The 26841-nt window shown below is 35.3% G+C and carries 27 protein-coding genes, 1 other RNA gene and 2 other annotated features (1 of these 30 only partly in view); of the genes, 7 read left to right on the forward strand and 21 right to left on the reverse strand.

The annotated features are described in order from the left end of the window. Positions 1–5: 5 nt before the first annotated feature. From ACFQ3N_RS09155 to sigK, 5 genes are all read left to right on the forward strand, one after another. Entirely contained in the window at positions 6–482 is a 477-nt protein-coding gene (locus ACFQ3N_RS09155) for a Na+/H+ antiporter subunit E (protein WP_390361645.1), read from the forward strand. Beyond that, complete coding sequence (locus ACFQ3N_RS09160) at positions 479–790, forward strand: Na(+)/H(+) antiporter subunit F1 (RefSeq protein ID WP_390361647.1); 312 nt, start codon at positions 479–481, stop codon at positions 788–790. The genes ACFQ3N_RS09155 and ACFQ3N_RS09160 overlap by 4 nt, the downstream gene beginning before the upstream one ends. Further along, entirely contained in the window at positions 771–1142 is a 372-nt protein-coding gene (gene mnhG, locus ACFQ3N_RS09165) for a monovalent cation/H(+) antiporter subunit G (RefSeq protein ID WP_390361649.1), read from the forward strand. Before ACFQ3N_RS09160 ends, mnhG begins: the two co-directional genes overlap by 20 nt. 245 nt (positions 1143–1387) lie before the next feature. Next, positions 1388–2866, forward strand: coding sequence for a UDP-N-acetylmuramoyl-L-alanyl-D-glutamate--2,6-diaminopimelate ligase (locus ACFQ3N_RS09170; protein WP_390361651.1), 1479 nt, complete (start codon positions 1388–1390; stop codon positions 2864–2866). A gap of 172 nt (positions 2867–3038) precedes the next feature. After that, the gene (sigK, locus tag ACFQ3N_RS09175) at positions 3039–3746 is read left to right on the forward strand and encodes an RNA polymerase sporulation sigma factor SigK (protein WP_390361653.1); all 708 of its coding nucleotides are present in this window, start codon (positions 3039–3041) and stop codon (positions 3744–3746) included. Between the two features lie 474 nt (positions 3747–4220). Here the strand turns inward: sigK and ACFQ3N_RS09180 are convergent, their stop codons facing one another. From ACFQ3N_RS09180 to cymR, 18 genes are all read right to left on the reverse strand, one after another. After that, positions 4221–4460, reverse strand: a complete 240-nt coding sequence (locus ACFQ3N_RS09180; RefSeq protein WP_390361655.1) for a YrhC family protein — start codon at positions 4458–4460, stop codon at positions 4221–4223. Positions 4461–4631: 171 nt separating this feature from the next. After that, a complete protein-coding gene (gene mtnN, locus ACFQ3N_RS09185) occupies positions 4632–5321 on the reverse strand; it encodes a 5'-methylthioadenosine/S-adenosylhomocysteine nucleosidase (RefSeq protein ID WP_390361657.1) in 690 nt (229 codons plus the stop codon). 24 nt (positions 5322–5345) lie between these two features. Continuing rightward, positions 5346–6005 carry a YrrS family protein gene (locus ACFQ3N_RS09190; protein ID WP_390361659.1) on the reverse strand — a complete coding sequence of 220 codons (660 nt, stop codon included), beginning with the start codon at positions 6003–6005 and terminating at the stop codon, positions 5346–5348. A 575-nt stretch (positions 6006–6580) separates the two neighbouring features. Further along, positions 6581–7057, reverse strand: a complete 477-nt coding sequence (gene greA, locus ACFQ3N_RS09195; RefSeq protein ID WP_390361661.1) for a transcription elongation factor GreA — start codon at positions 7055–7057, stop codon at positions 6581–6583. A 109-nt stretch (positions 7058–7166) separates the two neighbouring features. Beyond that, positions 7167–7820, reverse strand: a complete 654-nt coding sequence (gene udk, locus ACFQ3N_RS09200) for a uridine kinase (RefSeq protein ID WP_390361663.1) — start codon at positions 7818–7820, stop codon at positions 7167–7169. Between the two features lie 21 nt (positions 7821–7841). Beyond that, positions 7842–8480, reverse strand: coding sequence for an O-methyltransferase (locus tag ACFQ3N_RS09205; RefSeq protein WP_390361664.1), 639 nt, complete (start codon positions 8478–8480; stop codon positions 7842–7844). A 107-nt stretch (positions 8481–8587) separates the two neighbouring features. Beyond that, entirely contained in the window at positions 8588–9706 is a 1119-nt protein-coding gene (gene mltG, locus ACFQ3N_RS09210) for an endolytic transglycosylase MltG (RefSeq protein ID WP_390361666.1), read from the reverse strand. Positions 9707–9836: 130 nt separating this feature from the next. After that, complete coding sequence (locus ACFQ3N_RS09215) at positions 9837–10127, reverse strand: DUF1292 domain-containing protein (protein WP_390361668.1); 291 nt, start codon at positions 10125–10127, stop codon at positions 9837–9839. Between the two features lie 12 nt (positions 10128–10139). Further along, the gene (gene ruvX, locus ACFQ3N_RS09220; RefSeq protein WP_390361670.1) at positions 10140–10556 is read right to left on the reverse strand and encodes a Holliday junction resolvase RuvX; all 417 of its coding nucleotides are present in this window, start codon (positions 10554–10556) and stop codon (positions 10140–10142) included. Next, the gene (locus ACFQ3N_RS09225; protein WP_390361672.1) at positions 10557–10826 is read right to left on the reverse strand and encodes an IreB family regulatory phosphoprotein; all 270 of its coding nucleotides are present in this window, start codon (positions 10824–10826) and stop codon (positions 10557–10559) included. A 157-nt stretch (positions 10827–10983) separates the two neighbouring features. Beyond that, positions 10984–13626, reverse strand: coding sequence for an alanine--tRNA ligase (gene alaS / locus ACFQ3N_RS09230; protein WP_390361674.1), 2643 nt, complete (start codon positions 13624–13626; stop codon positions 10984–10986). Between the two features lie 60 nt (positions 13627–13686). Next, positions 13687–13897, reverse strand: a binding site (T-box leader). A gap of 57 nt (positions 13898–13954) precedes the next feature. After that, positions 13955–15013 (reverse strand): AI-2E family transporter, encoded by a 1059-nt coding sequence (locus tag ACFQ3N_RS09235; RefSeq protein WP_390361676.1) that lies wholly within the window; start codon positions 15011–15013, stop codon positions 13955–13957. A 56-nt stretch (positions 15014–15069) separates the two neighbouring features. After that, the gene (locus tag ACFQ3N_RS09240) at positions 15070–15258 is read right to left on the reverse strand and encodes a hypothetical protein (RefSeq protein ID WP_390361678.1); all 189 of its coding nucleotides are present in this window, start codon (positions 15256–15258) and stop codon (positions 15070–15072) included. 78 nt (positions 15259–15336) lie between these two features. Continuing rightward, a complete protein-coding gene (gene recD2, locus ACFQ3N_RS09245; protein ID WP_390361679.1) occupies positions 15337–17667 on the reverse strand; it encodes an SF1B family DNA helicase RecD2 in 2331 nt (776 codons plus the stop codon). A gap of 19 nt (positions 17668–17686) precedes the next feature. After that, positions 17687–18349, reverse strand: a complete 663-nt coding sequence (locus tag ACFQ3N_RS09250; protein ID WP_390361681.1) for a tetratricopeptide repeat protein — start codon at positions 18347–18349, stop codon at positions 17687–17689. A gap of 87 nt (positions 18350–18436) precedes the next feature. Further along, positions 18437–19549 carry a tRNA 2-thiouridine(34) synthase MnmA gene (gene mnmA / locus ACFQ3N_RS09255; RefSeq protein ID WP_390361683.1) on the reverse strand — a complete coding sequence of 371 codons (1113 nt, stop codon included), beginning with the start codon at positions 19547–19549 and terminating at the stop codon, positions 18437–18439. A 17-nt stretch (positions 19550–19566) separates the two neighbouring features. Continuing rightward, positions 19567–20709 carry a cysteine desulfurase family protein gene (locus tag ACFQ3N_RS09260; RefSeq protein WP_390361685.1) on the reverse strand — a complete coding sequence of 381 codons (1143 nt, stop codon included), beginning with the start codon at positions 20707–20709 and terminating at the stop codon, positions 19567–19569. 30 nt (positions 20710–20739) lie between these two features. Beyond that, positions 20740–21159, reverse strand: coding sequence for a cysteine metabolism transcriptional regulator CymR (gene cymR, locus ACFQ3N_RS09265; protein ID WP_390361687.1), 420 nt, complete (start codon positions 21157–21159; stop codon positions 20740–20742). Positions 21160–21313: 154 nt separating this feature from the next. Here cymR and ACFQ3N_RS09270 point away from each other — a divergent pair, with 154 nt between their 5' ends. After that, a complete protein-coding gene (locus ACFQ3N_RS09270) occupies positions 21314–22597 on the forward strand; it encodes a replication-associated recombination protein A (protein WP_390361689.1) in 1284 nt (427 codons plus the stop codon). Positions 22598–22683: 86 nt separating this feature from the next. Further along, positions 22684–23355, forward strand: a complete 672-nt coding sequence (locus tag ACFQ3N_RS09275; RefSeq protein WP_390361691.1) for an RsfA family transcriptional regulator — start codon at positions 22684–22686, stop codon at positions 23353–23355. A gap of 53 nt (positions 23356–23408) precedes the next feature. Here ACFQ3N_RS09275 and ssrS read toward each other — a convergent pair. The 3 genes from ssrS to hisS all read right to left on the reverse strand — a co-directional run bounded on the left by ssrS (position 23409) and on the right by hisS (position 26768). After that, positions 23409–23598: non-coding RNA, 6S RNA (ssrS, locus tag ACFQ3N_RS09280), on the reverse strand. 120 nt (positions 23599–23718) lie between these two features. After that, complete coding sequence (gene aspS / locus ACFQ3N_RS09285; protein ID WP_390361693.1) at positions 23719–25485, reverse strand: aspartate--tRNA ligase; 1767 nt, start codon at positions 25483–25485, stop codon at positions 23719–23721. 2 nt (positions 25486–25487) lie between these two features. Further along, positions 25488–26768: a histidine--tRNA ligase gene (gene hisS, locus ACFQ3N_RS09290; RefSeq protein WP_390361695.1), complete on the reverse strand. Its 1281-nt coding sequence runs from the start codon at positions 26766–26768 to the stop codon at positions 25488–25490. 65 nt (positions 26769–26833) lie between these two features. Then, positions 26834–26841: a binding site (T-box leader), on the reverse strand (it continues 209 nt past the right edge of the window).

Genomic DNA, 26841 nt, shown 5'->3' on the forward strand with positions numbered 1-26841 from the left:
TGACGATGGCCTTTCAGATTGTAATAAACTTAATTATAGCTGTAATGTGGATGTTCTTAAGTGAATCGTATTCCACTGCAAGCTTTATAGCAGGGTATCTATTAGGGATTCTTTTATTGCTGCTTTTAAATCGGTTTATCCCTGATACATTTTACTTAAAGCGTTTCGTTAAAATTATCAAGCTGGTATTTCTCTTTATTAAAGAGTTAGTAATTTCTAATATCGATATTGTAAAACTGGTATACAGTCGAAAACCGGATTTTGAACCGGGCATATTTGCATTGCCAACCGATTTAAAAAGTAATTGGGAAATTACACTACTAGCCAATTTAATTTCTTTAACCCCTGGTACGCTTTCAATAGCTATTTCGAATGATAATACGCATATTTATATACATGCAATGGATATAGATGATATTGATGAGTCCATTCACTCCATAAAAGATACATTCGAGAAAGCTATCATGGAGGTGACACGATGACAAATATCTTAGAATTTACAGAGAACCTTCTAGATATTGCTGTTTATATCTCACTACTAGGAATTGCAGTATCTCTTCTCTTACTATTATATAGAGTTGTTGTAGGACCCACTAATCCTGATCGTGCAGTTGCCCTAGATGCTATAGGTATTAATTTAATGGGCTTAACAGCGTTGGCAGCTATATTACTTGTTACGACAAAATTTAACGATGTTATATTACTAATTGGGATACTTTTGTTTATTGGTACACTAGCTATCGCAAAATATATAGAAAAGGGTGTTATAATTGATAGAGATTTGGATTAACATTATTATAAATATCCTTGTTATTTTGCTAATACTATCAGGAACATTCTTTGTTTTATCAAGTTCTATTGGGGTCATTCGTTTCCCCGATGTATTTACAAGACTTCATGCTTCCACAAAAGCATCCACATTAGGTGTGTCTAGTATCCTAATCGGAGCATTTTTGTTTTTATATGTATCACACACAATGATAAGCGGTAAGTTGCTCCTGGCAATTGTATTCATTCTGCTTACTGCACCAGTAGCTGCCCATATGATATCTAGAGCAGCACATCGTAATGGTGTAAAGCCAGTGACCAAAAATAGAATAGATGCCTACGAAGAAGCACAAAAAAGGCAGACTACAAAATGATATAAATAATACTAAAGCCAATAGATATTGGTTTACAATACAGATATCCAGATATTAAAAAAGTGACCAATATGCCGTCACTTTTTTCTTTTTTAATAATATATGAATTGTAAGAAGTTTATAGATTATCATTTCCGAAAATAGGGTATAGAAAATAAAACAATTATACCTTTTTAAATTTTAGATTTAAACATAGCATTATTGGACAAATTAAAAGAGATATATGAAGGATGAGAGGTACAACTATGAACACCCACGAGTTATTATCGTGCTTACGTTTTAAAAAAATAAACGGAGCATTACCGAATCATATAACTAACATACATCAGGACTCTAGAAAAGTTGAAAACGATACTATGTTTATTTGTATACGTGGTTTTACTGTGGATGGCCATGAGTATTATAAAGATGCCATAGAAAATGGAGCAACAGTTATTCTAGCTGAAGAAGAGCTTAAAATAGATTCTGATCATGTAGCTCTAGTCATCGTTAATAGTACTGCTAAAGCTATGGCACTTCTAGCGAATAAATTTTTCGATTACCCTTCTACAAAATTAACAACCATTGGGGTGACTGGAACAAATGGAAAAACAACCGTAACGAGTTTAATACACTCCATACTCCGTAATGATAATCAGAAATCAGCATTATCAGGTTCGATAGGATTAGAGTTAGGTAAAGAATTTTATTATAATGAGAACACAACTTGTGATGCTTTAACTAATCAGAAAATGCTTAGAAAAGTACATGATCAGGGCGTGGATCATATGATTATGGAAGTATCGTCCCATGGATTGGCTCAAGGCAGATTGTGGGGAATTGACTTTGATATTGTAGTATTTACTAATCTTACACATGATCACCTTGATTATCACAACACAATGGAACAGTATAGTAATACAAAATCATTACTATTCTCACAATTAGGAAATGATCTATCCGCTTTTAAATGTCTTATACTTAACGAGGATGATCCTCAATCTAACCAATATAAAGCTGTCACACCTTTCGAATCAATATCGTATAGTATTGAAAATACATCCGATTTTAAAGCAACAAATATTATCTATAAATCCGATATGACTTCATTTACTCTCCATTCTCCGGAAGGAACTTATGATGTAGAAATGAAATTATTAGGTAAATTTAATATCTATAATGTGCTCGCAGCAACTGCCTCTTTGTATGCAAAAGGAATAACTGTTGAACGATTAGTGGAGCTTATAAAAAAGTTATCTCCTGTAAATGGCAGAATGGAAAAAGTAAACATTAGTGCTCCAGTTACGATGTATATTGATTATGCTCATACTCCAGATGCAATTGAGAAATCCATTTCATCTGTCATGCCATTCAAAAAGCAAAAAATAATTTTCTTAGCTGGAACAAGTGGGGACAGGGATCGTTATAAGCGTCCACTTATGGCAGAAAAAGCTTCTTTGGCCGATTATGTCATCTTAACCGTTAATGACCCTAGATTTGAAAATGCAACAACCATATTAGCTGACATGGAACAAGGAATGCAGCATCATCATTATAAATCAATTCCTGATCGAAAAAAGGCAATTACACATGCAATTGAAGTAAGTGAGCCAGGAGATATTATCATTTTAGCTGGAAAGGGACAAGAAGAATATCAAATTATCGAAAACAAAAAATATCCACATAGTGACATTAAAATTGCTACAGAAAAATGTCTCCTTAAATACAGTCTTAACCACAACTAATATAGTGATAAAACAATGCTTCCTCAAGAGGGAGCATTTTTTATTGCAATTATAAGTTATGGGACAGACACAAATTTATGGGATCTCTCATAAAGTAAAGATATAGGCAAAAGCCCAGACCAAATTGTTGTTCACATGTCTAAGTTCAACTTTGTCTAGGAGGTGCATATTTTTGTCAGGAATTTTGAGTGTGCTGGCGTTATTGATAAAAGAAGCGCTATTTTTTGTATCATATGTTAAAAACCACGCATTCCCCCAACCACTACCGCCAGAGGACGAAGCCAAATACATTCGTGCTATGCAAAATGGAGATGAGACAGCTAGAAATAAACTTATTGAACACAACCTGCGTTTAGTTGCACACATCGTCAAGAAATTTGAAAATACAGGGGAAGATACAGAAGACTTAATATCAATTGGTACAATTGGTTTAATAAAAGGAATTGAAAGTTTTTCGCCAGACAAAGGAACAAAGCTTGCCACTTATGCAGCCAGGTGTGTAGAAAATGAAATCTTGATGCATTTGCGAGCGTTAAAAAAGGTGAAGAAGGATGTATCATTACATGATCCAATTGGCCAAGACAAAGAAGGTAATGAAATTAGTCTTATTGATATTCTAGAAGCTGAAAATGAAAATATAATTGAGTATATTCAACTTAACATGGAAATTGCTAAATTGAAGGATTACTTATCTATATTAGATAGCAGAGAAAGAGAAGTTGTGATTTATCGCTATGGTCTCAACAACAGAAAAGAAATGACTCAAAGAGAAATCGCTAAAAAGTTAAATATTTCGAGAAGTTATGTATCACGCATTGAAAAAAGAGCTTTAATGAAAGTCTTTCATGAATATTTCCGAAAAGAAAGAAATTTCCATTAGCTTGGATAAGAAAAGCGCAAGCGCCTTGGTCACCCCCGACAAGTTTAAGTAAAAAATCACTGTGGCGTTCTTTGCCACGGGGAGTTTTTGCTTAAGACCTCGAGGGGGTAGGCGCTGGAGCTGGACAAGGCTTATACTGTCAGCAATAATATATTTGCCAAATTTTATACTTTCTTAACTCGGAACAAAAGCTAGAAGCGCTTTGAAAGACACGACAAGCATAAGCAGTTCGCGTAGTGTGGATGCCTTTACCAAAGTCGAACTGCTTAATATCCCCGAGTGTCTAAGCGCTGGCCGATGAAAACGCCACGTCCTTGAAAAAGAAGTTCACTTTTTCATCGTACGATGTTTCGCTGTTGAAGCATTCCTTATCCTGTACGTCGGAGCTGGACGTGGCTTAACCAGTTATTAAAATATCGACAGGCTTCTAATTTTATAATTTCTTAGACAGTAAAATAGCGCTATGATCTAACATCATACGCGCTCATTATCTTCTAGCTTCTTTTTAATACGATGCTTTTTGTAGAAAAAGAACATTGCTACTATAGTAATCGTAAATGATAAATTAAATAGTGCATTACCATCACTTGATGGCTGAATATACGTGTTAATAATAGCTCCCATATATAGATAACTGCTCAAGATTAATAGAGTTACGATAAAACGTTGATAGTCTTTTAGTTTCAATTGCAAAAACTCTATATTTTCATTCATTGTACTTTCCCCTTCCCCATACAATTTGATCAGTATAAAGTGACAGAAAAACTTTAGTTATCGCCCTATCTTCAAAGCGTTAACTAAAGTTTCTCATTTATTATGGTGAATAGATTTCTATTTTTAATAGTATAACATAGAATTATATGGGTAGTCAGAGGTAAATGCTGGTTAGATTTCTTTTAAAATTGACATAATTAACGTTGATGCATTCTTTGCTGCTTTATCTAAAAAAGCATCAAACGAGATAGATGATTCCTTACCTGCTATATCAGATAATGCCCGAATAACCACAAACGGTTTATCATATTGATAACAAACTTGTGCCACCGCGGCAGCTTCCATTTCAGCAGCAATCATGGTAGGGAATTTATCACGTACAAATGCTACACGCTCCTGGGCTTCCATAAAGGAATCTCCGGTAGCAATTATTCCTTTAGCATAATTAATATTTAATTCCTTCACAGCCTTTGTGGCTTTGGCTATTAAAGTTGTGTCTGCAGAGTACATAGCCGGCATATCTGGAACTTGACCATACGCATAATCAAATGATGTAACATCTACGTCATGATGAACTACTTGAGTGGAAATAACTACATCACCTACATCTAATTCACTAGCAAATCCACCTGCTGAACCAGTATTTATCACATGCGTTGGCGAAAATCGCTCGTGCATAATTGTTGTTGCCATTGCAGCATTAACTTTTCCAATGCCAGATTTAAGTAATATTACATCCTTACCTAAAATCTTTCCATGTACAAATAAGCAATTAGCAACTGTGTTCTCTTGTTTGTCTGTCATCTTTTCTAGTAAAATCGCTATTTCTTCATCCATAGCCCCTATGATTCCTATCGTCATGCATGTGCCTCCTGTATAATCTTCTTATTCAAAGCGATATTTTTGGTCATTTTCTTTTAGGATTTCCACTTTTGTAGGTTGCCAACCCTGATTATCTATCCAAGATAGATAAACACGATAGTTTTCAGATTCATCTTTGTTGGAGACAGTTGCAATAACCTTTTGATCCCCACCATTTTCCAACCACCATGTCGTCATGTTTCCTTCTTGGAGTCTAGTTGCTACACGAATAGCTTGCTCCATTTCATTTCGGTCCTGTGAGCCTTCTTCATAAGTAGTTGTGTGTTCACCTTCTTGGTCTGTCCCCACTGGCTGCCAGTCACCTGTATAGGCTTCTAATACATTCTCATCATCAGTTGGTTCCGCTTCTTCCACATCTACATTATTATTAGCGTCATTTTCTTCTTCGTTAGAATCCCCGTCTTCCTCAGTCGTATTTCCTTCTTCAGATGAAGTGTCCTCATCTACTGTATCCTCATCTGTATTTTCATTCGTTTCATCTTCATTTATTTCAGTATCTGTTGGTTGTGCATCTGATTCCTCATCATCTCCACCAAATATCCACATACCTAGTAATACGATAATAAGAATACTTCCAAGAATGAGCAAAATAGAAATAGACTTTGTATTTTTTCTTCGTTTCTCAAATTTATTTACGCGCGAATAGTTATCAAAATCGCTCATTGTATATCCCTCCCTCTGTATACTCTATTATAGTATCATATTTTATATGTACATTTGTATATCACCTTTTTTTAATAGGGAGAAAGTAGAAAAAAAAAGCGAAAAATAAATTTTCGCTTTTACTTGTTGTCTAGGAAATATAACATTAGGAGCCTGTGGATAATTTATTTACTGCTTAAACCACGTCCAGCTCCGACGTACAGGACGTACTAGTGCCGATGACGCCACAGGATAAGGAAAGCTTCCCTGAAAAAGTATCGCACGCAGAAAAAGTACTTTTCTTTTTCAAGGACGTGGTGTTTTCATCGGCCAGCGCCCGTGCTGTTAGTGGGCTTCCTGATCCTCCTTACGATAAGTCAACACCGATTCGCTAACGCTCTTCGTGTTTCCTTTTAGATGAACTTGACTTTTCGCCAATAATGACGAAAGTCAAAGTGAATCTTATACTCTGGAGTGAATCTCATTAAGATATGGAAGATCGACTAAAACCACCGCTTTGCGCGAAAACGTCGACCCACCCGCGATGCCGGGCAAAGCCCATACGTCGCTTAACGGGCGCTTCGAGCTTTTGTTCTTTAACCTACATTTACAATTTTGACTTGAATGTCTCCACCTGGTGTTGCAACTGATACTTCGGCTCCAATTTCATGACCTAACAGGCTTTTAGCCATTGGTGAATCATTTGAAATTTTTCCTTCAAATGGATCCGCCTCAGCACTACCAACTATTGTATATGTTTCTTCCTCTCCATCAGGAATTTCTTGAAACGTAACTGATTTACCTAATGAAACTATATCAGGATTATCATTATCATTTTCAATTATTGCAGCATTTCTGATCATTTTCTCTACCTGAGCTATTCTTGATTCTACAAAGGCTTGTTCATCCTTAGCTGCATCATACTCTGAATTCTCAGATAGGTCTCCAAATCCTCTTGCAACTTTAATACGTTCTACTACCTCTTGTCTTCTTTCAGTCTTAAGATAATGTAATTCCTTTTCTAACTTCTCTTTTCCCTCTAGTGTCATATAATAACTTTTCTCTACCGCCATTTACTAAAACACTCCTTTTCATCCAATAAACTTACATTATTACTACGCAAACACTTATTTAAGTAAATCGATACTATTCATATTACTATGGCAGATTTTATTTAAATTTTCAATACTTTTCCTTCAATTGTTTTTCGTGATTTTTTGACAAAATTGTTTCAATTTTTGTTGCCATAATATCAATCGCAACATGATTTTGTCCACCTTCAGGAATAATTATATCTGCATAACGTTTCGTTGGCTCCACAAATTGTAAGTGCATAGGCCTTACATTATTAACATACTGATCAATTACTGAATCCAATGTTCTACCCCGTTCTTTTATATCTCGTAACAATCGACGAATGATTCGTACATCAGCATCTGTATCAACAAAGACTTTAATATCCATTAAATCAACAAGTCGTGGATCCTCTAAAATTAAAATTCCCTCAAGTATGATGACCTCTTTTGGTTCAACCTCAATAACATCATTTGATCGAGTATGGTGTTTATAATCATATACAGGCTTCTCAATAGTTTGTTGGTTCATTAATTGTCGTATATGTTTTATTAACAAATCATTATCAAATGCAAGTGGATGGTCATAGTTTGTATTTAATCTCTCTTCAAAGGGTAAATGACCTTGATCCTTATAATAATAATCTTGTTCAACAACAAGAATTGTTTTATCAGAAAAACGCTGACAAATGGATTTAGTTACGGTTGTTTTACCGCTACCACTTCCGCCAGCCACACCTATAACTACCGGTTTTTTTTGCATGTGCGGTAGTACCTCCTTCAGTTATTTCTTCTTACTTATAGCTACACCATCACCGACTGGCACAATGGTAGTTATGAAGTTAGGATGTTTCATTAACCAATCGTTGTATTCTCTTATTGAACCGGCAATCTTTTTAAAACGTTTCTGATCTGTTAAGTTAGGATTCGCAACGTACCCTCTAAATAATACATTATCAGAAATAATAATTCCATTCTCTGCTAAGAAGTGGGTTGTTAGTTCAAAAAAACGCTTGTATTGTCCTTTGGCAGCATCTATAAAAATTAAATCAAATGAACTATTAGCAGGCATTTCACTAATCTTTTCAAGTGCATCTCCAAATATAACATGTATGTTTTCCTGCTTATCCAACATTTTTATATTATGTATTGCCTGTTCATAGCGTTTTTTATCTCTTTCAATAGTTATAATGGATGTCTTGGGGTAGGCTTGTGACATACGTAATGCTGAGTATCCAATTGCCGTACCGATTTCTAATATTGTCTTCGGTTTATGAATTCTTATTAGCTGCATAAGAAAACTAATCCCTAACGGATCCATTATAGGTATCGATTCTTCTTTCGCTTGTTCCTCCAACCCAACTATCCAATTTGCTTGAGGTTCTATTATAGCTTGTAAATAGTGTTTTAATTCATCATCCATTTTGCACACCTCAATTAGTATCCCAATTCAGTTACCATTTAATTATATTACCAACTAGCAATACGTGCAAAAAAAACGGGAAATGTGAATATTATTCACACTTCCGTTTAGTTAATATGTTGATTTTTCAATTGATTATGCTCCTGAAGTGTTTCAGAGTAATGAATATTACCTTCTTCATCATGTAAAAAGTAAATGTAATCAGATTGTTCAGGATTAATTGTTGCTACTAGTGAACTCTCACCAAAGTTTGCAATAGGACCAATCGGCAAACTAGCTACATGATACGTATTGTATGGTGATTCTATTTCTAAATCCTCTAACAATACCTTATCTTTATGCTCCCCCAATGCATATAATACAGTTGGATCTGTCTGGAGTGGCATACCAATCTCTAATCGATTATAAAATACACCTGCAATACTTTTTCGTTGTTCTTCTGAACCTGCTTCTTTTTCAACCAATGATGCCATGGTAACAGCCTCATGAACGGTCAGTTCTTGTGCTGAAATATTATCCATATAGGAAGAGAGAACAGCTTCTGTTTGGTTAAGCATCATCTCAACAATAGCATCTATACTCGGTTCTTCTTCATAAATATCATAAGTCGCAGCAAACAAATACCCTTCTAATGGGGTTTTTATATCTGCGCTTAGTATATCCTCAGATAAAATAGATGGATAATAATCAATAAGCGTTTCCACATATTCAAGTTCATTTACTCTATCTATAAAGTCTTCCTTTTCGATTGGTAGCTTTTCAGCGAAAATACCCGCCATTTGATCGACTGTCAGTCCCTCCGGAATAGTAATTGTATATACCGGATCTTGTAGAACTTTACCATTTTTTAGAGATTCGATAACTTCGTCAATCGATAGTGATGATGTAAATGTATATTCTCCAGCCTGAAAATCAGATTCATTCTTAAATTTTGTATAAAACCGAAAGACACGAGCATCTTTAATAACACCTTCTTCTTCCAGTATAGATCCAATATCAGAAGATGATGATCCCATCGGAATTTCAACATTAATATCTTCTTCACTAGTTGGATCAACAGGTTCTAATGCTGATTTAATATATTTATATCCTGAGATACCACCCACTACAAGTATAAGGATTAATGATATAAGTATAATTGCTACAATTCTACGAACCGTTCTAGCTTCCTCACTTCGAGAAATTTGGTTTTCCTTATAGTTGCCAAACTTTTTTTTCTTAGACATTCAGTACCCCCCTCTCGTCCGATACATTATACTAAAATTCTACAAACTTATCCATCAAAAAAAATAGTTGGCATCAAATTGATTGATGCCAACTATTTTGATTTGATGATCAGAAAATAATGATGATTATTTATTGTTGCTCATTTACTTCTTCCGCTAATGTATTTAACATTTCCTCTACCATTTCCCATTCTTCATCTGATTCGATAGGAAATAGAGATAGGTCATTGTCATCTTTATCTTTTTCTTCATAACGAAACGCATATACTTCTACTTCTTCATCATCTTTTTGTTCCACTGGTACGACAGCAATATAAGATTGTTCCGTTTGATCTACATCAAAGGTAAACAATACTTCAAATAAATGTTCTTCTCCGTTTTCATCAGGAATAATGATACGTTCTTTTTCATCAAGTGCCATTATTTCACTCCTTTAATTGTTTTGATCAAGATAGCCTTGTAAAATCATTACAGCAGCCATTTTATCAATTACTTTTTTTCTTTTTTTTCTACTAACATCAGCTTCTAATAGTACTCGTTCTGCAGCAATCGTCGACAACCTTTCATCCCAAAGCACTGTTGGAATATTATGTGTTTCTTCAACATGTTCTGCAAACGTCTCAGAGGCCTTACCACGTTCTCCGATAGTACCATTCATGTTCTTGGGTAATCCAATTACAGCTTTCCCAATTTCATGCTCAGATATAATTTTTTGTAATTCTTTATCAGCAGAAGTGATGTCAAATTCGTCCCAATATATAGTTGTTAATCCTTGGGCTGTCCATCCAAATGCATCACTAACAGCAACACCTATCGTTTTAGACCCTACATCTAATCCAATTACCTTCATTTAGTTATCCTTTTGGTGTTGTTCGAGATAAAATTTAACAAGCTCTTCTATTACTTCGTCCCGTTCAATTTTACGAATTAAATTACGAGCATCCTTATATCTTGGTATATAAGCAGGGTCACCAGATAACAAATAGCCTACAATTTGGTTTATTGGATTATACCCTTTTTCATTTAGAGCTTCATGGACAGTTAGCAAAATCTCCTTAATATCTTGATCAAAAGGTTCTTCTGAAAAATTAAATTTCATTGTTTTATCAATAGAGCTCATAGTGACACCTCATTCCATGATTTGCCTTTACTCATTATTCTAACATGTTTACAGCTAATATTATATGTTTTTACATGAAGAATTTAAACTAAGATAAGAAAAGGCCGCATTTATAAAAAACCCAGTATTTTCTTATCATTTGTCTTACACCTGTCAATTATTCTTTTATATTTTCTATCAAATACTGCTTAGCGAATTGTAATGCATCATTTATTTTTTGTGGATCTTTTCCACCAGCTTGTGCCATATCAGGACGGCCACCGCCGCCTCCGCCACAAATTTGGGCTGCTTGCTTTATGAGCTTACCTGCATGCAATCCACGTTCTATTAAATCTTTAGAAACGCCTGCAGCTAATTGAACTTTGTTATCATTCTCAGCTGCTAATAAAATAACACCTGAGTCCAACTTCTGTTTTAAATCATCAACCATGTTTCGAAGCTGATTCATATCTTTAACACTAACCTGTTGAGCTATCAATTGAATACCATCAATGGATTCAACTTGTTCAAAAATAGAAGAAGCTTCTGCATTTGATAATTTTGCACTTAATGATTCATTCGCTTTTTGTAAAGATTTTATCTCTTGAAACATTCCTTCAATTCGTTCAGGAACTTTATCTTCATTTGTTTTCAATAACTTCGAAGTCGTTTGTAATAAACTTAACTTTTCATTTACAAATTTGTATGCATGTTTACTCGTAACCGCTTCTATTCTACGCGTTCCAGCGCCAATCCCTGTTTCAGTGACTAGTTTAAATAAGCCAATTTCACCGGTGTTTTGCACGTGGCATCCACCACAAAGCTCAATACTATAATCACCTACCTGCACTACTCGGACTATATCTCCATACTTTTCACCGAATAAAGCCATTGCTCCCATTTCTTTTGCTTCCTCTATTTTTTTGTTATCAATTACTAGAGGAATGGATTCCCAAATTTTTTCATTTACAATTTGTTCGATCCTTTCCATTTCCTCTTCCTTTACTGATCCAAAATGTGAGAAGTCAAAACGTAATCTATCTGGGCTTACAAGCGAACCTGCCTGATTAACATGGTTTCCAAGTACATCTTTAAGTGCTTGATGCAATAAATGTGTGGCAGTATGATTTTTAATAATGCCAGTTCGGAATCTGTGATCAATTATTGCCTTAACATTATCCCCAGTACGGAATTCACCATCTTTTACCCGTACACGATGAATGTGTTGGCCACTAGGTGACTTCTGTACATCTTCAACATAAGCTGATGCATGTTCTGTATAGATCCAGCCGTTATCTGCTACTTGCCCTCCGCTTTCAGCATAAAAGGGTGTTTTATTTAAAAATAAAACTACTGGCTTATCACCTTTTACGGAATCCACTATTTCTTTTTCATCAATTATCGCTTCAATTGTTGTATTTACTTCCATTTCTTCATAACCAACAAATATACTTTCTACATCTACCTTTCCAAGAATATCATCCTGTACTTGCATAGAGTCCACTTTTTGACGGGAGTTCCTTGCTCGGTCCCGCTGTTTTTGCATTTCTTGATCAAAGCCTTCTTCGTCAATAGTAAAGCCTTTTTCTGCTACATATTCTTCTGTTAGCTCCTTTGGAAATCCATACGTATCATATAGTCGAAAAACTTCTACACCTGGAAAGACAGAACTGCCTTTACTCTCTTCTTTTTCCATAATTGACGTTAGAATCGTTAATCCATCATTTAATGTCTCGTGGAAACGCTCCTCTTCCATCTTAACTACATTTTCTATATAGTCCTTTTGATTTATCACTTCTGGATAGAAATCCCTCATAACTTCTCCCACTGCTGGAACTAACTTATACATAAACGGTTTATCAATACCAATTTGTTTTGCAAAACGAACAGCTCTTCTTAGCAGTCTACGAAGTACATACCCTCGCCCCTCATTAGACGGTAGCGCACTATCACCAATTGCAAATGTTACAGTTCGAATATGGTCAGCGATAACCTTAAAGGCAGTATCACTATTCATATCTTTACCGTATAGCGTTCCTGATAATTCTTCTGTTTTTTTAATAAGTGGCATAAACAAATCTGTTTCAAAATTAGTTGGAACATCCTGAATAACAGATACCATACGTTCTAGCCCCATACCGGTATCAATATTCTTTTTAGGTAGTGGAGAATACGTGTCATCTGGATTATGGTTAAATTGAGAAAATACTAAATTCCATATCTCAAGATAGCGGTCATTTTCCCCTCCAGGATACAATTCAGGATCATTTTCATCGTTTCCATATGTTTCGCCACGATCATAGAAGATTTCTGTGTTTGGTCCACTTGGTCCTTCACCAATATCCCAAAAATTTTCTTCTAAACGAATAATTCGTTCTTTAGGCAATTTGATATTATTTAACCAGATATCATAAGCTTCATCATCTTCTGGATGTACCGTTACTGACAGTAATTCAGGATCAAAGCCTATCCATTTTTCACTAGTTAGAAATTCCCATGCCCATTCTACAGATTCTTTTTTAAAATAATCTCCTATCGAGAAATTACCCAACATTTCAAAAAAAGTGTGATGACGTGCTGTGAATCCAACATTTTCAATATCGTTTGTACGAATTGATTTCTGTGCATTAACAAGGCGTGGATTATCAGGAACAACCCTTCCGTCAAAATATTTCTTTAGAGTTGCTACTCCGCTGTTAATCCATAGCAATGTTGGGTCTTCTTTTGGTACTAGTGATGCACTTGGTTCTACACGATGCCCTTTTTCCTTAAAAAAATCTAAAAACATTTGTCTTACCTGAGCTGACGTTAACTGCTTCATGTTAAAACCTCCATTTTAACTAACTTTTTAGAAAAACAAAAAATCCCGTCGCTGCATATATGCAGGGACGAGATTATATCGCGGTACCACCCTAATTATGAATGAAAGGTCTCATTCATCACTTGATCATGGTAACGGTGTGAAACCGACGGGTATTAACCGTACTCCAGCTTAGCTTTCTGTGACTCGACATATAGGATTTTTTCAGCCAAATGAAAATCCCTCTCTTTGATATGGAGTATCACGTACTTATAACCTTCGACGTTTTATGTTCTTAAGTTTTACTAGTTAGACGATATTATAGAAAATATCAATCAAAATGTCAACGCTAACGCTTGATGGCGATAGCTTGGGTTAAGATTACTTTTAAAATGGTTAGCATCGGAACGGCCAATATCATACCAATAACACCACTTAACTGTCCACCTAACAGCAGTGCAAAAATAATCGCTACTGGATGTATATGAACACTCTTTCCAACGATGTATGGCGACAGTAAATTACTTTCAATTAGTTGAATAATAAAAATAGCAATAATTACTATTAAAACTAACTTAGTTGAGATGGTTAACGTAATAGCAATGACCGGAACTGCCCCAATTATCGGTCCAAAGTAAGGGATGATATTTGTAAACCCCATAATAATAGCCAATAGTAGAGCATATTTAATTTCCAAAAAGTAAAACACAATAAATGTGGTCAAACTAACAAATAAACTAACAATTAATAAACCCCGAATATAATTTCCAAGTGTTTCTTCTAATGTATGGTACAGCTTTTGCGTTTGTGGTTGATATTTTACAGGAATCCATTTTTTCATATAGTTTTTTATTTTATCGTAATCTTTCAGAAAATAGAAAACCAGTACTGGAATTACGGTTATAAAAATGATTACATCGAATATTTTTGTGAAACCAGTTACTAATTTTGCCAACAGACTTTCTAATGTTACTTCTATATTTTCAATAAGCTCGTCCATGCGATCGTGGACAGTTTCGGGTAGAAATGATGTATATTCATATAATTGTAATACGAATCCACGATACATTTCAATTAGTTGTGGCAATTGTTGATTCAAATCTTGAACTTGAAGAACGACAGTTGGGTACACACGATAAATAAGGTATGTGATCCCTCCAAAGAATAATAAATAAATCAAAAGAATGGCAATACCTCTATGTATATTATAGCTATGTAATTTATTTATTATCGGGTAAAGCAGATAAGCAATTAAGCATGCAATGATAAAGGGTGAGAAAACTTTCCATAGAAATGAAAAAACAGCTCCATAAACTGGAAACAGTTTAACGAGCAGATATATAAATAAAAATACAAAAATACCACTGATTATCCAGTATAGAAAATTCAACGGGTTCTTTTTATCCATTCATACCATCCCTTTAGCAGTAGCAGAAAATGTCAGATAAATTTGCACCTAAGGAGTCACCATTGAATTTTTCTTTCATCCTCTGTAAATAAATCATTAAGAGAACTTAATGATCCATCCGCTTCTACTTGATGAATGGTAATTTCGTCATCTAAAATAGACATTTCAATAAAACAATTCCAACAATAATATTGCTGTGAACCAATTTTACCTATATCCTTTCTATTACAATTCGGGCATTGCATCACGTAAAATCTCCCTCTATAAAAGAAGTGCATTATTACGTTATAATAACCCGAATAATTAACTAATATACATTCTCATCACATAAAATCATATGGAGAAATCTCTCCATCTTCTAAGTCATCTTCTTTCTTATTGTCAACATGATTCAACCTTTCTATTAGATGTTCTTGCAATGATGTGAATCTTTTATTCGTGTCTAGTGTATGGATGCCTCTTAAGAAAGCGTGTTGTTCACCACAAATGATTAGCGATTGCTTACTTCTGGTTATAGCCGTATATAATAAATTTTTTCGCAGCATCCGATTATAAGTAGAGACTACTGGCATTAATACAATTGGAAACTCACTACCTTGAGATTTGTGAATAGAAATGCAATATGCATGCATTATATTCACATAATCTTTTCGCTCATAAACAACTTCTTTTTCATCGAATAAAAGTACCAATTGTTCAACATTCTCTTTGTTCTCATCTTCTTCAAAAATAGCCACTACTTCCCCTATATCTCCATTAAACACACCATTTTCAGGTTGATTAACAAGTTGAATTACTTTATCCCCGACTCTAAATGTAGTATCACTCGTTTTAACTTCCCGTTTTTTTGGTGTTTTAGGATTTACCATTTGCTGCAGGTGCTTATTTATAATAGTTATACCTGCCTGTGAACGATACATAGGAGCTAATACTTGAATATCCTTTAGATCTATTCCTTTATCATTAGCCCTCATAAAAATCTTTGTAATGATATCAATCATCTGATATTCATGACATGGTATAAAACTAAAATCTTTATCATTTTTCAGATCTTCATTGGTGCATGTGTCATTTTTTATTTGGTGTGCAAGTTGGATGATTTTTGATCCTTCTTTTTGCCGGTACACTTCATTAAGGCTTACAAATGGAATGCGCTCACTACTTAATAAATCGGATAACACCTGACCAGGACCAACAGAGGGAAGCTGATCTTCATCACCAACTAGTAACACTTGCAAATCATCAGGAATTGCTTTAAATAAATTATTAGCAAGCCATATGTCTACCATCGAAAATTCATCTACTATTAAAAATTTCCCCGATAATGGCTCATCCTGATCTTTGTTAAAACCATCTTGACCATTCCAGCCTAATAGACGGTGGATAGTTACTGCTGGTAGACCGGTAGATTCATTTAACCGTTTAGCGGCTCGGCCAGTTGGTGCAGTCAATATAAAAGGATATTCGCTTTTATCCTCATAATCTTCTGGTCTAATGGAAACATCATGAATAGTAGCATACGCTTTTAATATTCCTTTAATTACGGTTGTTTTACCAGTACCAGGTCCACCCGTAACGATCGTTACTTTGGAATGAAGCGATTGGTTTATTGCAGTAAATTGCTCTTTACCGTAGCTTATTGTTTCTGCTTCCTCTATATCTCCTGTGATTTTCATCAATTCTGCTAACGGAATCTGTTCTTCGATAGGTTTTGAGATTAGTCGCTTAATATGAGAGGCAAATCCATCTTCAGCATAATACAATGAGGGTAAATAGACATGACCATTTTGAATAATCACCGTTTTCTCTGCATTTAGTTGCTCTAAGCGATTGGTTACCATATCATTGGATAATGTGTGCTCAGAATGTACCAGTAAATAAATTACCTGTCTTACACAATCTTCAAGAGGTAAATAGACATGCCCGTCTTGGATACTTTTTTGTAACACATAAATACACCCAGCTCCTATTCGATTCGGGTGTGTTAAAGATAGACCATTTTGTTTAGCGATCTCATCAGCAGTTTGAAACCCAAATCCTTCAATATCAAACACATATTGATAAGGGTCCTCCTCTAAAATCTCAATAGCATCCTCTTTATATTGTTCATATATCTTTTGCGCCATCTTCAAGCCAATACCATACTTTGATAAATAAACAACGATATGTTCAAACCCTTGATTTTCTTTTAAGTTTTTCGCAAGCGATTCAGCTTTGTCCTGCTTTAGACCTGGTACATCTTTCAATACATCAGGATCATTTATAATAGAGGATATAGCATTTTCCCCTAATACATTAACTATTTTAGTAGCAGACTTTTCACCAATGCCATAAAACAAATCGCTGGACAGGTAAGCTATTAATCCATCTTTGGTATTGGGGATAAAGGTTTGGTACGAACTCACTTGATATTGAAGACCAAATTTAGGATGCTTTTCAAACTGACCATAAAAATTATATATAGTTGCATCCTGTAAATTTGTAAAATATCCTTTTGCAACTATTTCTTTCTCCGAATAGTCTTCATTCGTATCATGTACTTTAATTCGAGCAATAGAAAAATGCTCCAATTCATTATGAAAAATGGTATACAAAAGCTCTCCCTTTATATAACCCTTTTCCTTATTTTGATTAGATTGCACATCTATTACCATTTCAACAACCTCACTATCACTAGTTGCTATCTAACAACTGTTCTATCTGTTTTTTTCCGTTTTCTGCTAATACATGTTCTGGTTGAATAGCTAATGCTTCATTAAAATGCTGTAATGCCACTTCTGGTTGATCCTCATACAATGCGATGACACCTAAATTGTAATGAGCATCACTATTGCTTTCATTTAATTGTAAAACCTTTACGAATATGTCTTTCGCATCTTTAATATGATTACTTTGTGCAAGAGCCAGACCATATTGAAATAGAATTTCATCATCTTCTGTATTTAATTCGGTTGCCCGCAGGAGATAGGGTAAAGCAAGTTTGTCGTGCTCCTCATTTTGGAATGTCATTCCTAACATATAATAGACATCTGCTTCTTCTAACCCAAATTCAATAGCCTTTTGAAAATTATCCTGTGCTTTCGGATAAACAGATTGTTCGAAATATAAATTTCCAAGACCATAATAGGCTGTTGCGGCGTGTTGATCCAACTCGATTGCTTTATTAAAAAACCGTTGAGCGCGTTCTAAGTCATTGATATGCATTAATAAATTACCAAAATTAATATAACCTAGTGGATCTTCCGGATTTTCTTCTATTACCTCTGTGAAAAGCTGTGCTGCTTCCTCAAATTTTTTCTCCTTCATTAAATTGATTGCTTTTGTATTCCTATCCATTTATTTCACCTTCCATAAACAACTAGAATCATGGTTCAAGAACCAAATAATCTGCTCTAAAAACATGATCCTACTGACAATAGTTTTTTACCCTACATAATTTAGAGGTTTTTCATCTTTTATTACTTCATCAATTGTTCCCCCACCTAAACAAACATCTCCATCATAAAAAACAACTGCTTGCCCGGGTGTGATAGCTCGTTGGGATTCATCAAATTCAACATGAACATTTCCATCTGGCAATGGATGTACTGTAACGCCACTATCTTCTTGGCGGTAGCGGAATTTAGCAGTGCAAGTAAAAGATTTACTAACCTCTTTGTTATTTATCCAATTTACGTCGGTAGCAACTAGAGCTTCTGAAAATAATTTTTCATTATCAAAGCCTTGCTCCACGTATAATACATTGTCTTTTAAATTTTTTCCAACTACAAACCACGGATCACCAGACCCGCCTATTCCCAACCCTTGTCGTTGGCCAAGTGTATAATACATCAATCCATCATGGGATCCTTTCACTTCATTAGCCAATGTTGTCATTTTGCCTGGTTGCGCTGGTAAATATTCACTTAGGAATTCTTTAAAGTTCCGCTCTCCAATGAAGCAGATACCAGTACTATCTTTTTTTGTAGCTGTAACAAGATCATGTTCTTTTGCGATTTCTCTTACTTCTTTTTTATCTAAATGACCTAACGGGAACATTACTTTAGCTAAAACGTCTTCTGTCAGTTGGTTCAGAAAATACGTTTGATCTTTGTTATTGTCAATCCCTCTTAACATTTCATAACGTCCATCATCATGTCTTACTTGTGCATAGTGTCCTGTTGCTAAATAGTCTGCACCTAAAGAGACAGCATGATCTAAAAATGCCTTGAATTTAATTTCTTTATTACACATAACATCTGGATTCGGAGTTCTACCGGCTTTATATTCGTCCAAAAAGTAGGTAAACACTTTATCCCAATATTGTTTTTCAAAATTTACTGCATAATAAGGAATATCGAGCTGGTTACAAACCCGGACCACATCATCAAAGTCCTCTGTTGCGGTACAAACACCAAACTCATCTGTATCATCCCAGTTTTTCATAAAGATCCCGACTACATCATACCCTTGTTCTTTTAAAAGTAGAGCTGCTACAGAAGAATCCACTCCGCCACTCATTCCAACAACAACTCTAATGTTTTCATTTGAATTCATATTTCTCACCTTCTATTTTATGAAGTTAATCGCTTAATAATCTTTGTAACCCTTTCGGCCGCTTCTTCAACATTCTCTGTTGTATTATATAGACCAAAGCTAAATCGAATGGAGTTCGTGGTACACGTATTGTTTTCACCAAACATCGCTGTTAATACATGAGATGGTTCCACTGACCCTGCTGTACATGCACTACCACTAGATGCAGCAATGCCATCCAAATCAAAATTTGTTAATAGAGTCTCTACATTTGTACCAGGAAAGCTAATATTCACAATAGCCGGAACAGTCTCCTCTAAGTTACCGTTTATCTCGAACACAATACCTTCATGCTTTAAGACGTCGAGGAATAACTGCTTATACCCCTGATATTCATTATTTCGCTTATCCTTGTATTGAATGGCTAATTCTACAGCTTTTTGAAAACCAACCACTCCAGGAACATTTTCTGTACCAGCTCGACGTTTTCGCTCCTGCTCGCCACCATATTGCAGTGCATTTAATTTCACATTTTCATCAGCAAAAAGAAACCCCATTCCTTTTGGCCCATTAATCTTATGTGAAGAAACGGTAAGTAAGTCTATATTCAAGTCACGAACTTGAATATCCAATAATCCAAAAGCCTGCACAGCATCTGTATGAAAATAAGCTTGGTGATCCTTTAATACCAATCCTACCTCTTCAATAGGTTGTATGATACCAGTCTCATTATTAACAAACATGACAGAAACAAGAATTGTATTATCGGTTAAGGCATTTTGTAAATCCTGTATAGAAATCTTCCCGTCTTCGTAAACGGGTAAATACGTTAATTCAAAACCTTCATGCTCTAAATACTGTGCAGTATGAAGCGTAGCATGATGCTCTTGTTCGGTTATAATAATATGGTTTCCTTTATGTTTATTTGCCATTGCAGTTCCAATTAGTGCTAGATTATCTGCTTCAGTTCCACCACTGGTAAATATAATTTCTTTTTCATTCGCGTGGATACTTCCGGCCATTACACGCCTTGCTTCATCTAAATGCTGGCGGGCTTTTCGACCAAATGAGTGAACACTAGATGGATTACCAAATACTTTCTCAAAAATCGGATACATGGCTTCAACTACAAGTGGGTCCATTGGTGTAGTTGCTGCATGATCCAAATAAATGTGCTTCATCTTTAGTACCTGTCCTTCCTGTACCGTTTTTTAAATATAAAACATGTACGCGTCCTGTTGCTGATCATCTTCATGTGTCATTAAGTCTTCTAATGTCGTTGTATCCAACACATCTTTAACCGCATCTCTAATTCGGAGCCAGAGTGCTTGTTGCGCTGGTTCCTCATCCTCGATTCCTTCAACAGGTGTGATCGGTCCTTCTAGTACCCGAATAATATCACCCGCTTTAATTTCGTTTGCTTCTTTAGCTAATATATAGCCACCATAAGCTCCACGAATACTCTTTATTAAACCAGCATTCCTAAGCGGCGTAGCAAGTTGTTCCAAATAATGCTCAGAAAGGTTTTTATTACGTGCTATAGATTTTAATGACATCGGTTTATCACCATAATTTTTTGCAAGTTCAATCATAATAGTTAATCCATAGCGTCCTTTTGTTGAGATTTTCATGTATTTCACACCTCTATATTATAAAAAGATATCTATTCATTAGAATTTAATATTTAATACATGATATTATAGCATGAATAGTATGCTTCTTGCATTTTCTCGAATTCACTATTAGGCTTTACTATACAATCTATTATTCCAAAGGACGATTAAAATGAAACATAGACCTCTAGCATATCGTATGAGACCATCTCATATTAATGAAATTATTGGACAGGAACACCTTGTAGGAGAAGGAAAAATAATCAATCGCATGATTCAAGCAGAGCGCTTAGCATCGATGATCCTATTTGGCCCACCCGGTACCGGAAAGACATCTATGGCTGTTGCACTAGCCAAAAGTTTAAGTCTCCCTGTAAGGGTTCTAAATGCGGTAGTTGATAAAAAGAAAGACATGGAAATTGTAGTAGAAGAAGCAAAAATGACTGGACAGGTTGTGCTTGTTTTAGATGAAGTTCATAGACTGGATAAAGCTAAACAAGACTTCTTGCTACCTCATGTGGAAAGCAATTTACTCACATTAATTGGTTGTACAACAAGTAATCCATATCACTCTATTAATCCAGCGATTAGGAGTAGGTGTCATTTATTTGAATTACATGCCTTGTCTGTAACAGATGCCAAAATCGCACTTAAACGAGCCATTTATGATGAACAGAACGGCCTGGCCATGTATGTCATTGATATTACGGATGATGCATTAGAACACTTTGCAATTGCGGCTAATGGTGACCTGAGATCTGCCCTTAACGGCCTGGAACTAGCAGTATCATCAACACCTAAAAATAAAAATAATCAAATACTAATTGGAATAGATACTGCTGAGGAATGTATGCAAAAGAAAAGTTTTTCACATGACAAAGATGGTGACGCACATTACGATGTATTATCGGCATTTCAAAAATCTATTAGAGGAAGTGATGTGAATGCAGCACTCCACTATTTAGGAAGATTAATTGAAGCGGGGGACCTAGAAAGTATTGCTAGAAGAATGATTGTTTGTGCTTATGAAGATATTGGACTTGCAAATCCACAAGCTGGGCCTCGTGCAATAGAAGCAGTAAATGCAGCCGAAAGACTAGGTTTTCCGGAGGCGAGAATTCCATTGGCAGTTGCTATTGTCGAGTTGTGTTTATCACCGAAGTCGAATACCGCCTATAAAGCACTTGATGCAGCTCTAGCAGATATTCGCAGTGGCAAAAGTGGTGATATACCTGCACATTTAAAAGATTCTCACTATCAAGGAGCTAAAACTATTGGCCGTGGAATTGAATATAAGTACCCACATAATTACAATAATAATTGGATTAATCAACAATATCTACCTGATTCTATAAAAAACAAACACTACTATAAGCCTAAGAATACTGGTAAATTTGAGCAAGCTTTAAAACAAGTTTATGACAAAATACAAGCAGATAAAAATAATGCTAGATAAGAAAGGTATAATTCCTTTTTCAAGCGGTCACAATAGATAAAAAGATCTATAAAACTGCTGGTAAATGAAAAAGGAGCTGAAATATAGTGGTTAAAGTTAGACAAGATGCGTGGTCACATGAAGATGATCTTCTGCTTGCTGAGACAGTATTACGTCACGTGAGAGAGGGCAGTACACAATTAAATGCCTTTGATGAAGTTGGTGATAAGTTAAATCGTACATCTGCTGCTTGTGGATTTCGCTGGAATGCTGAGGTGCGAAGAAAATATGATAATGCTATTGATCTTGCAAAAAGACAACGTAAAGAGAAAAAGCGTGCAATGGCAGTTAAAACCTCAAGGCCAAAACAAACAGTAATACCGACAGCACAAGTATCACATGATAGTATCGAGGAAAATAGTTCTCTAGTAAATGAAACTGAAAATCAAAATACTCCCATTACCATGGACACGGTAATTTCTTACTTAAAACAATTTAAAAAAGACTATCATGCTTCTACTCAATCAAAATTATCTTTAGAACAAACCCAAAAAGAAAATACGATGCTACGAGAGCATGTAAGTGAACTAGAACAAAAGTTAGCTAAAACAGAAGAACAACTTAACAACATCCAAGAGGATTATCAGGTCTTCATGCAAATTATGGACCGAGCTAGAAAGATGACAGTTCTTGAAGAACAAGGGTCATTAAAATCCCCTGCCTTTCGAATGGATAAAAATGGGAACTTGCAACAACTAGCACCTGGTTCTAATCAATAAAGAAAAAACTCTTCCAATAAAAAAAGGAAGAGTTTTTTTGTTCTATGTATTCTATTAATCCCAATTGTGCCGTCTATTTCTAGTTTTGATCCCGCTCTCGGCAGGTGGGTGCTCTGTTTTATATTTTGTGCGTCCTCAGATGTAAGGAAAAGAGGCATGCACGCAACATAAAAACGAATCAAGCTCCCAAGTATATAGATGTTCGGTCAAAACGATTTTGATAGACGTACACATCAGGATTAATAGTGTTAATTAAATTTGATTGTAAAATTATATTACCATACAATCGTTTTTTTTTCAATATTCATTCATGTAAAAAATTCATTACAGATATTACATTTAAGCAACATTTTAGGAATTTTATCATACTTTTTTATTTACATTAATTTCCAATTCGTCTAGTTGCTGAGAACTTACTTCACTAGGTGCATCGGTTAATAAATCCGATGCTGAAGCTGTTTTTGGAAATAGAATGGTGTCACGTAAATTTGACCTTCCCGCTAATAACATGATTATACGATCTAATCCAAGAGCAACACCACCATGTGGAGGTGCACCATATTCCAACGCATCCATTAAAAATCCGAATTGATCATTTGCTTCCTCTTTTGTAAATCCTAATACATCAAACATTTTCTCTTGTTGCTCACGTTTATGAATACGTAGTGATCCTCCGCCTAACTCATATCCATTTAAGACTAAATCATATGCATGTGCACGAACGCTTCCTGGGTCTGTATTTAATTTATCCAGATCTTCCTCAACCGGCAATGTAAATGGGTGATGTGCTGCAAAGTATCTTCCAAGAGATTCATCATACTCCAACAATGGCCAGTCAGTAACCCAAAGAAAGTTATATTGTGATTCATCAATTAAGTTTAACTCTTTACCAAGCTTTAATCTAAGTGCTCCTAAACTATCATTTACAATAGCTGTCTTATCTGCACCAAATAACAATAAGTCCCCATTACTCGCTTGTGTACGATTCAATAGCCCTGTTTTCTCTTCTTCTGATATAAACTTAGCAATCGGTCCTTTTAGTTCATCATTTTCAAATTTAAGCCAAGCCAACCCTTTCGCACCATAAATTTTAACAAATTCTGTCAGCTTATCTATATCCTTACGAGAAAAATGACCAGCTTGCTCCTTAACGTTCAGGACACATACTTTTCCACCAGCATCAATTGCGCCTTGGAACACTTGAAAAGAAGAACTTTTTACAACGTCTGATACATTTATTAGTTCCATTGCAAACCTAGTATCTGGTTTATCTGAACCAAAACGCTCCATCGCTTCCTGATAGCTCATCCGTTTTAATGGTAATGTCATATCAACCTGTTTTACTTCCTTTAATACTTTCTGCATCATTAATTCTGCCATTTTCATAATTTCGTCACTAGACATAAATGATGTCTCAATATCAATTTGTGTGAATTCAGGTTGACGGTCTGCCCGTAAATCCTCATCACGGAAACAACGTGCGATTTGATAATAACGTTCAAATCCACCCATCATAATTAATTGTTTAAAAAGTTGCGGGGATTGTGGTAATGCATAAAATTCCCCTGGATGAACGCGACTTGGAACCAAATAGTCTCTGGCTCCCTCTGGTGTACTTTTCGTCAAGATAGGCGTTTCCATTTCCAAAAACTCATTTTCATCTAGAAAGTCACGAACTACCTTAGTTGTTTGATGACGCAATTTAAAAGTATCTTGTAGTGAGCTGCGGCGTAAATCCAAATAACGGTATTTTAAACGCAAGTCCTCTGCTACATCCGTTTCATTTTGTAGGAGAAAAGGTGGATTTTTGGATTTATTTAAAATTTCAATATCTGAAACAAAGACTTCGATCTTACCTGTTTCTATAGAAGGATTTACAGTTGACTCATCACGCTTTACAACCTTACCCTTTACCTCTATTACATATTCACTTCTAATCATTTCAGCTACCTCTAAAGATTCTTTTGAATGATCTGGATTAAAAACAATTTGAACGGTTCCAGATTTATCACGTAAATCAATAAAAATCAAACCACCTAAGTCACGTCGTTTTTGAACCCAACCCTTGAGCAGAATCTCCTGTTCTATATGTGATTCACGTAATTTACCAGCAAAAATGCGCTCACCCATGTCTATTTTCCTCCTTGAAGCTTTTCATTCATTTTATTTATTAACTGTGTGATAGGTATTTCCAACTGTTCTCCAGTTGTCATATCTTTTACATTTACGATTTCCTTTGTTAATTCATCCTCACCTAGTACGATAACAAATCTGGCTTTTAGCCGATCAGCAGCTTTAAATTGGGCCTTCATTTTACGATCCAAGTAATCCCTATCTACTTGCACGCCACCTTCACGTAATTCATGAACTAAGCGTACAGCCTGTTTTTCTGCTTCATCGCCCACAGCAACGAAATAACAATCTAACTCATCATCAATTTCTATTTCTTTTTTCTCCGCTTCTAACGCCATTATTAAACGCTCAAGTCCCATTCCAAAGCCAATCCCAGGAATATCGGGTCCGCCTAATTCCTCTACTAATCCATTGTATCTGCCACCACCAGCAAGTGTGGTAATTGCTCCAAATCCTTCTGCCTCACTCATAATTTCAAACGCTGTGTGGTTATAATAATCGAGTCCTCGAACTAAGTTTTTATCCACTTCATATGGGATTTTCATCAAATCCAAATATTCCTTAACTTGCTCAAAATATTTTTTTGATTCATTATTTAAATAATCCAAAATGGAAGGAGCAGTTTTCATTGATGGATGATCCCTATCTTTTTTACAATCTAAAATTCGTAAAGGATTTTGTGTAAGCCTGGTTTGACAATCACTGCAAAGTTCATCTTTATGTGGTGAGAAGTGTTCTACCAATGCTTTTCGGTGATTTTCTCGACTTTCCTGATCTCCTAATGAATTAATGACTAATTTTAATGACCTTAACCCTAATTCTTTGTAACAAGTCATCGCAAGGTCAATTACTTCAGCATCAATCGCGGGATTAGCACTTCCCAACACTTCTACACCAAATTGATTTAATTGACGCATTCGTCCTTTTTGCGGCCGTTCATAACGAAACATTTGTGCAAAATAATACAATTTAACCGGCTGACTTGGATTACCAAATAATTTATTTTCGACAAATGCCCGAACAACTGAAGCAGTACCTTCAGGACGTAGTGTTAAGCTTCTTCCACCACGATCCTCAAATGTATACATTTCTTTTTGAACGATATCGGTAGAATCACCAACACTGCGTTGGAATACTTCTGTATGCTCAAATAATGGTGTTCTAACCTCATCATACCGAAAACGTTCACAGACACCTTTTATATGATTTTCTACATATTGCCATTTCTTTGTATTCGTTGGCAAAAGATCTACTGTACCACGTGGTGCTTTCATATTCATCCATAAAACCCCCTAATCATTTAATAATTTAAGTAAAAACATACAAAAAACTCCCGTCCCTATAAAAAAGGGA

The sequence above is a fragment of the Virgibacillus byunsanensis genome (assembly GCF_042675965.1).
Taxonomy (GTDB): Bacteria; Bacillota; Bacilli; order Bacillales; family Amphibacillaceae; genus Virgibacillus_R; species Virgibacillus_R byunsanensis.

What these genes read in the sequence shown, in the direction of transcription:
- ACFQ3N_RS09205 (WP_390361664.1), bottom strand. Translation starts at nt 8,480, where the DNA reads ATGGATGATGAATTAAAACACTATTTACAAGCTATAATAGAACCTCAA.
- ACFQ3N_RS09215 (WP_390361668.1), bottom strand. Translation starts at nt 10,127, where the DNA reads ATGGCACTTGATGAAAAAGAACGTATCATTATTCCTGATGAAAACGGA.
- ACFQ3N_RS09190 (WP_390361659.1), bottom strand. Translation starts at nt 6,005, where the DNA reads ATGAGCGATTTTGATAACTATTCGCGCGTAAATAAATTTGAGAAACGA.
- cymR (WP_390361687.1), bottom strand. Translation starts at nt 21,159, where the DNA reads ATGAAAATCTCAACAAAAGGACGCTATGGATTAACTATTATGATTGAA.
- udk (WP_390361663.1), bottom strand. Translation starts at nt 7,820, where the DNA reads ATGCAAAAAAAACCGGTAGTTATAGGTGTGGCTGGCGGAAGTGGTAGC.
- alaS (WP_390361674.1), bottom strand. Translation starts at nt 13,626, where the DNA reads ATGAAGCAGTTAACGTCAGCTCAGGTAAGACAAATGTTTTTAGATTTT.
- mltG (WP_390361666.1), bottom strand. Translation starts at nt 9,706, where the DNA reads ATGTCTAAGAAAAAAAAGTTTGGCAACTATAAGGAAAACCAAATTTCT.
- ACFQ3N_RS09270 (WP_390361689.1), top strand. Translation starts at nt 21,314, where the DNA reads ATGAAACATAGACCTCTAGCATATCGTATGAGACCATCTCATATTAAT.
- mtnN (WP_390361657.1), bottom strand. Translation starts at nt 5,321, where the DNA reads ATGACGATAGGAATCATAGGGGCTATGGATGAAGAAATAGCGATTTTA.
- aspS (WP_390361693.1), bottom strand. Translation starts at nt 25,485, where the DNA reads ATGGGTGAGCGCATTTTTGCTGGTAAATTACGTGAATCACATATAGAA.
- ACFQ3N_RS09240 (WP_390361678.1), bottom strand. Translation starts at nt 15,258, where the DNA reads ATGCAATGCCCGAATTGTAATAGAAAGGATATAGGTAAAATTGGTTCA.
- ACFQ3N_RS09225 (WP_390361672.1), bottom strand. Translation starts at nt 10,826, where the DNA reads ATGAGCTCTATTGATAAAACAATGAAATTTAATTTTTCAGAAGAACCT.
- ACFQ3N_RS09260 (WP_390361685.1), bottom strand. Translation starts at nt 20,709, where the DNA reads ATGAAGCACATTTATTTGGATCATGCAGCAACTACACCAATGGACCCA.
- mnmA (WP_390361683.1), bottom strand. Translation starts at nt 19,549, where the DNA reads ATGAATTCAAATGAAAACATTAGAGTTGTTGTTGGAATGAGTGGCGGA.
- ACFQ3N_RS09160 (WP_390361647.1), top strand. Translation starts at nt 479, where the DNA reads ATGACAAATATCTTAGAATTTACAGAGAACCTTCTAGATATTGCTGTT.
- hisS (WP_390361695.1), bottom strand. Translation starts at nt 26,768, where the DNA reads ATGAATATGAAAGCACCACGTGGTACAGTAGATCTTTTGCCAACGAAT.
- ACFQ3N_RS09180 (WP_390361655.1), bottom strand. Translation starts at nt 4,460, where the DNA reads ATGAATGAAAATATAGAGTTTTTGCAATTGAAACTAAAAGACTATCAA.
- ACFQ3N_RS09250 (WP_390361681.1), bottom strand. Translation starts at nt 18,349, where the DNA reads ATGGATAGGAATACAAAAGCAATCAATTTAATGAAGGAGAAAAAATTT.
- ACFQ3N_RS09155 (WP_390361645.1), top strand. Translation starts at nt 6, where the DNA reads ATGGCCTTTCAGATTGTAATAAACTTAATTATAGCTGTAATGTGGATG.
- greA (WP_390361661.1), bottom strand. Translation starts at nt 7,057, where the DNA reads ATGGCGGTAGAGAAAAGTTATTATATGACACTAGAGGGAAAAGAGAAG.
- ACFQ3N_RS09170 (WP_390361651.1), top strand. Translation starts at nt 1,388, where the DNA reads ATGAACACCCACGAGTTATTATCGTGCTTACGTTTTAAAAAAATAAAC.
- recD2 (WP_390361679.1), bottom strand. Translation starts at nt 17,667, where the DNA reads ATGGTAATAGATGTGCAATCTAATCAAAATAAGGAAAAGGGTTATATA.
- ruvX (WP_390361670.1), bottom strand. Translation starts at nt 10,556, where the DNA reads ATGAAGGTAATTGGATTAGATGTAGGGTCTAAAACGATAGGTGTTGCT.
- ACFQ3N_RS09235 (WP_390361676.1), bottom strand. Translation starts at nt 15,013, where the DNA reads ATGGATAAAAAGAACCCGTTGAATTTTCTATACTGGATAATCAGTGGT.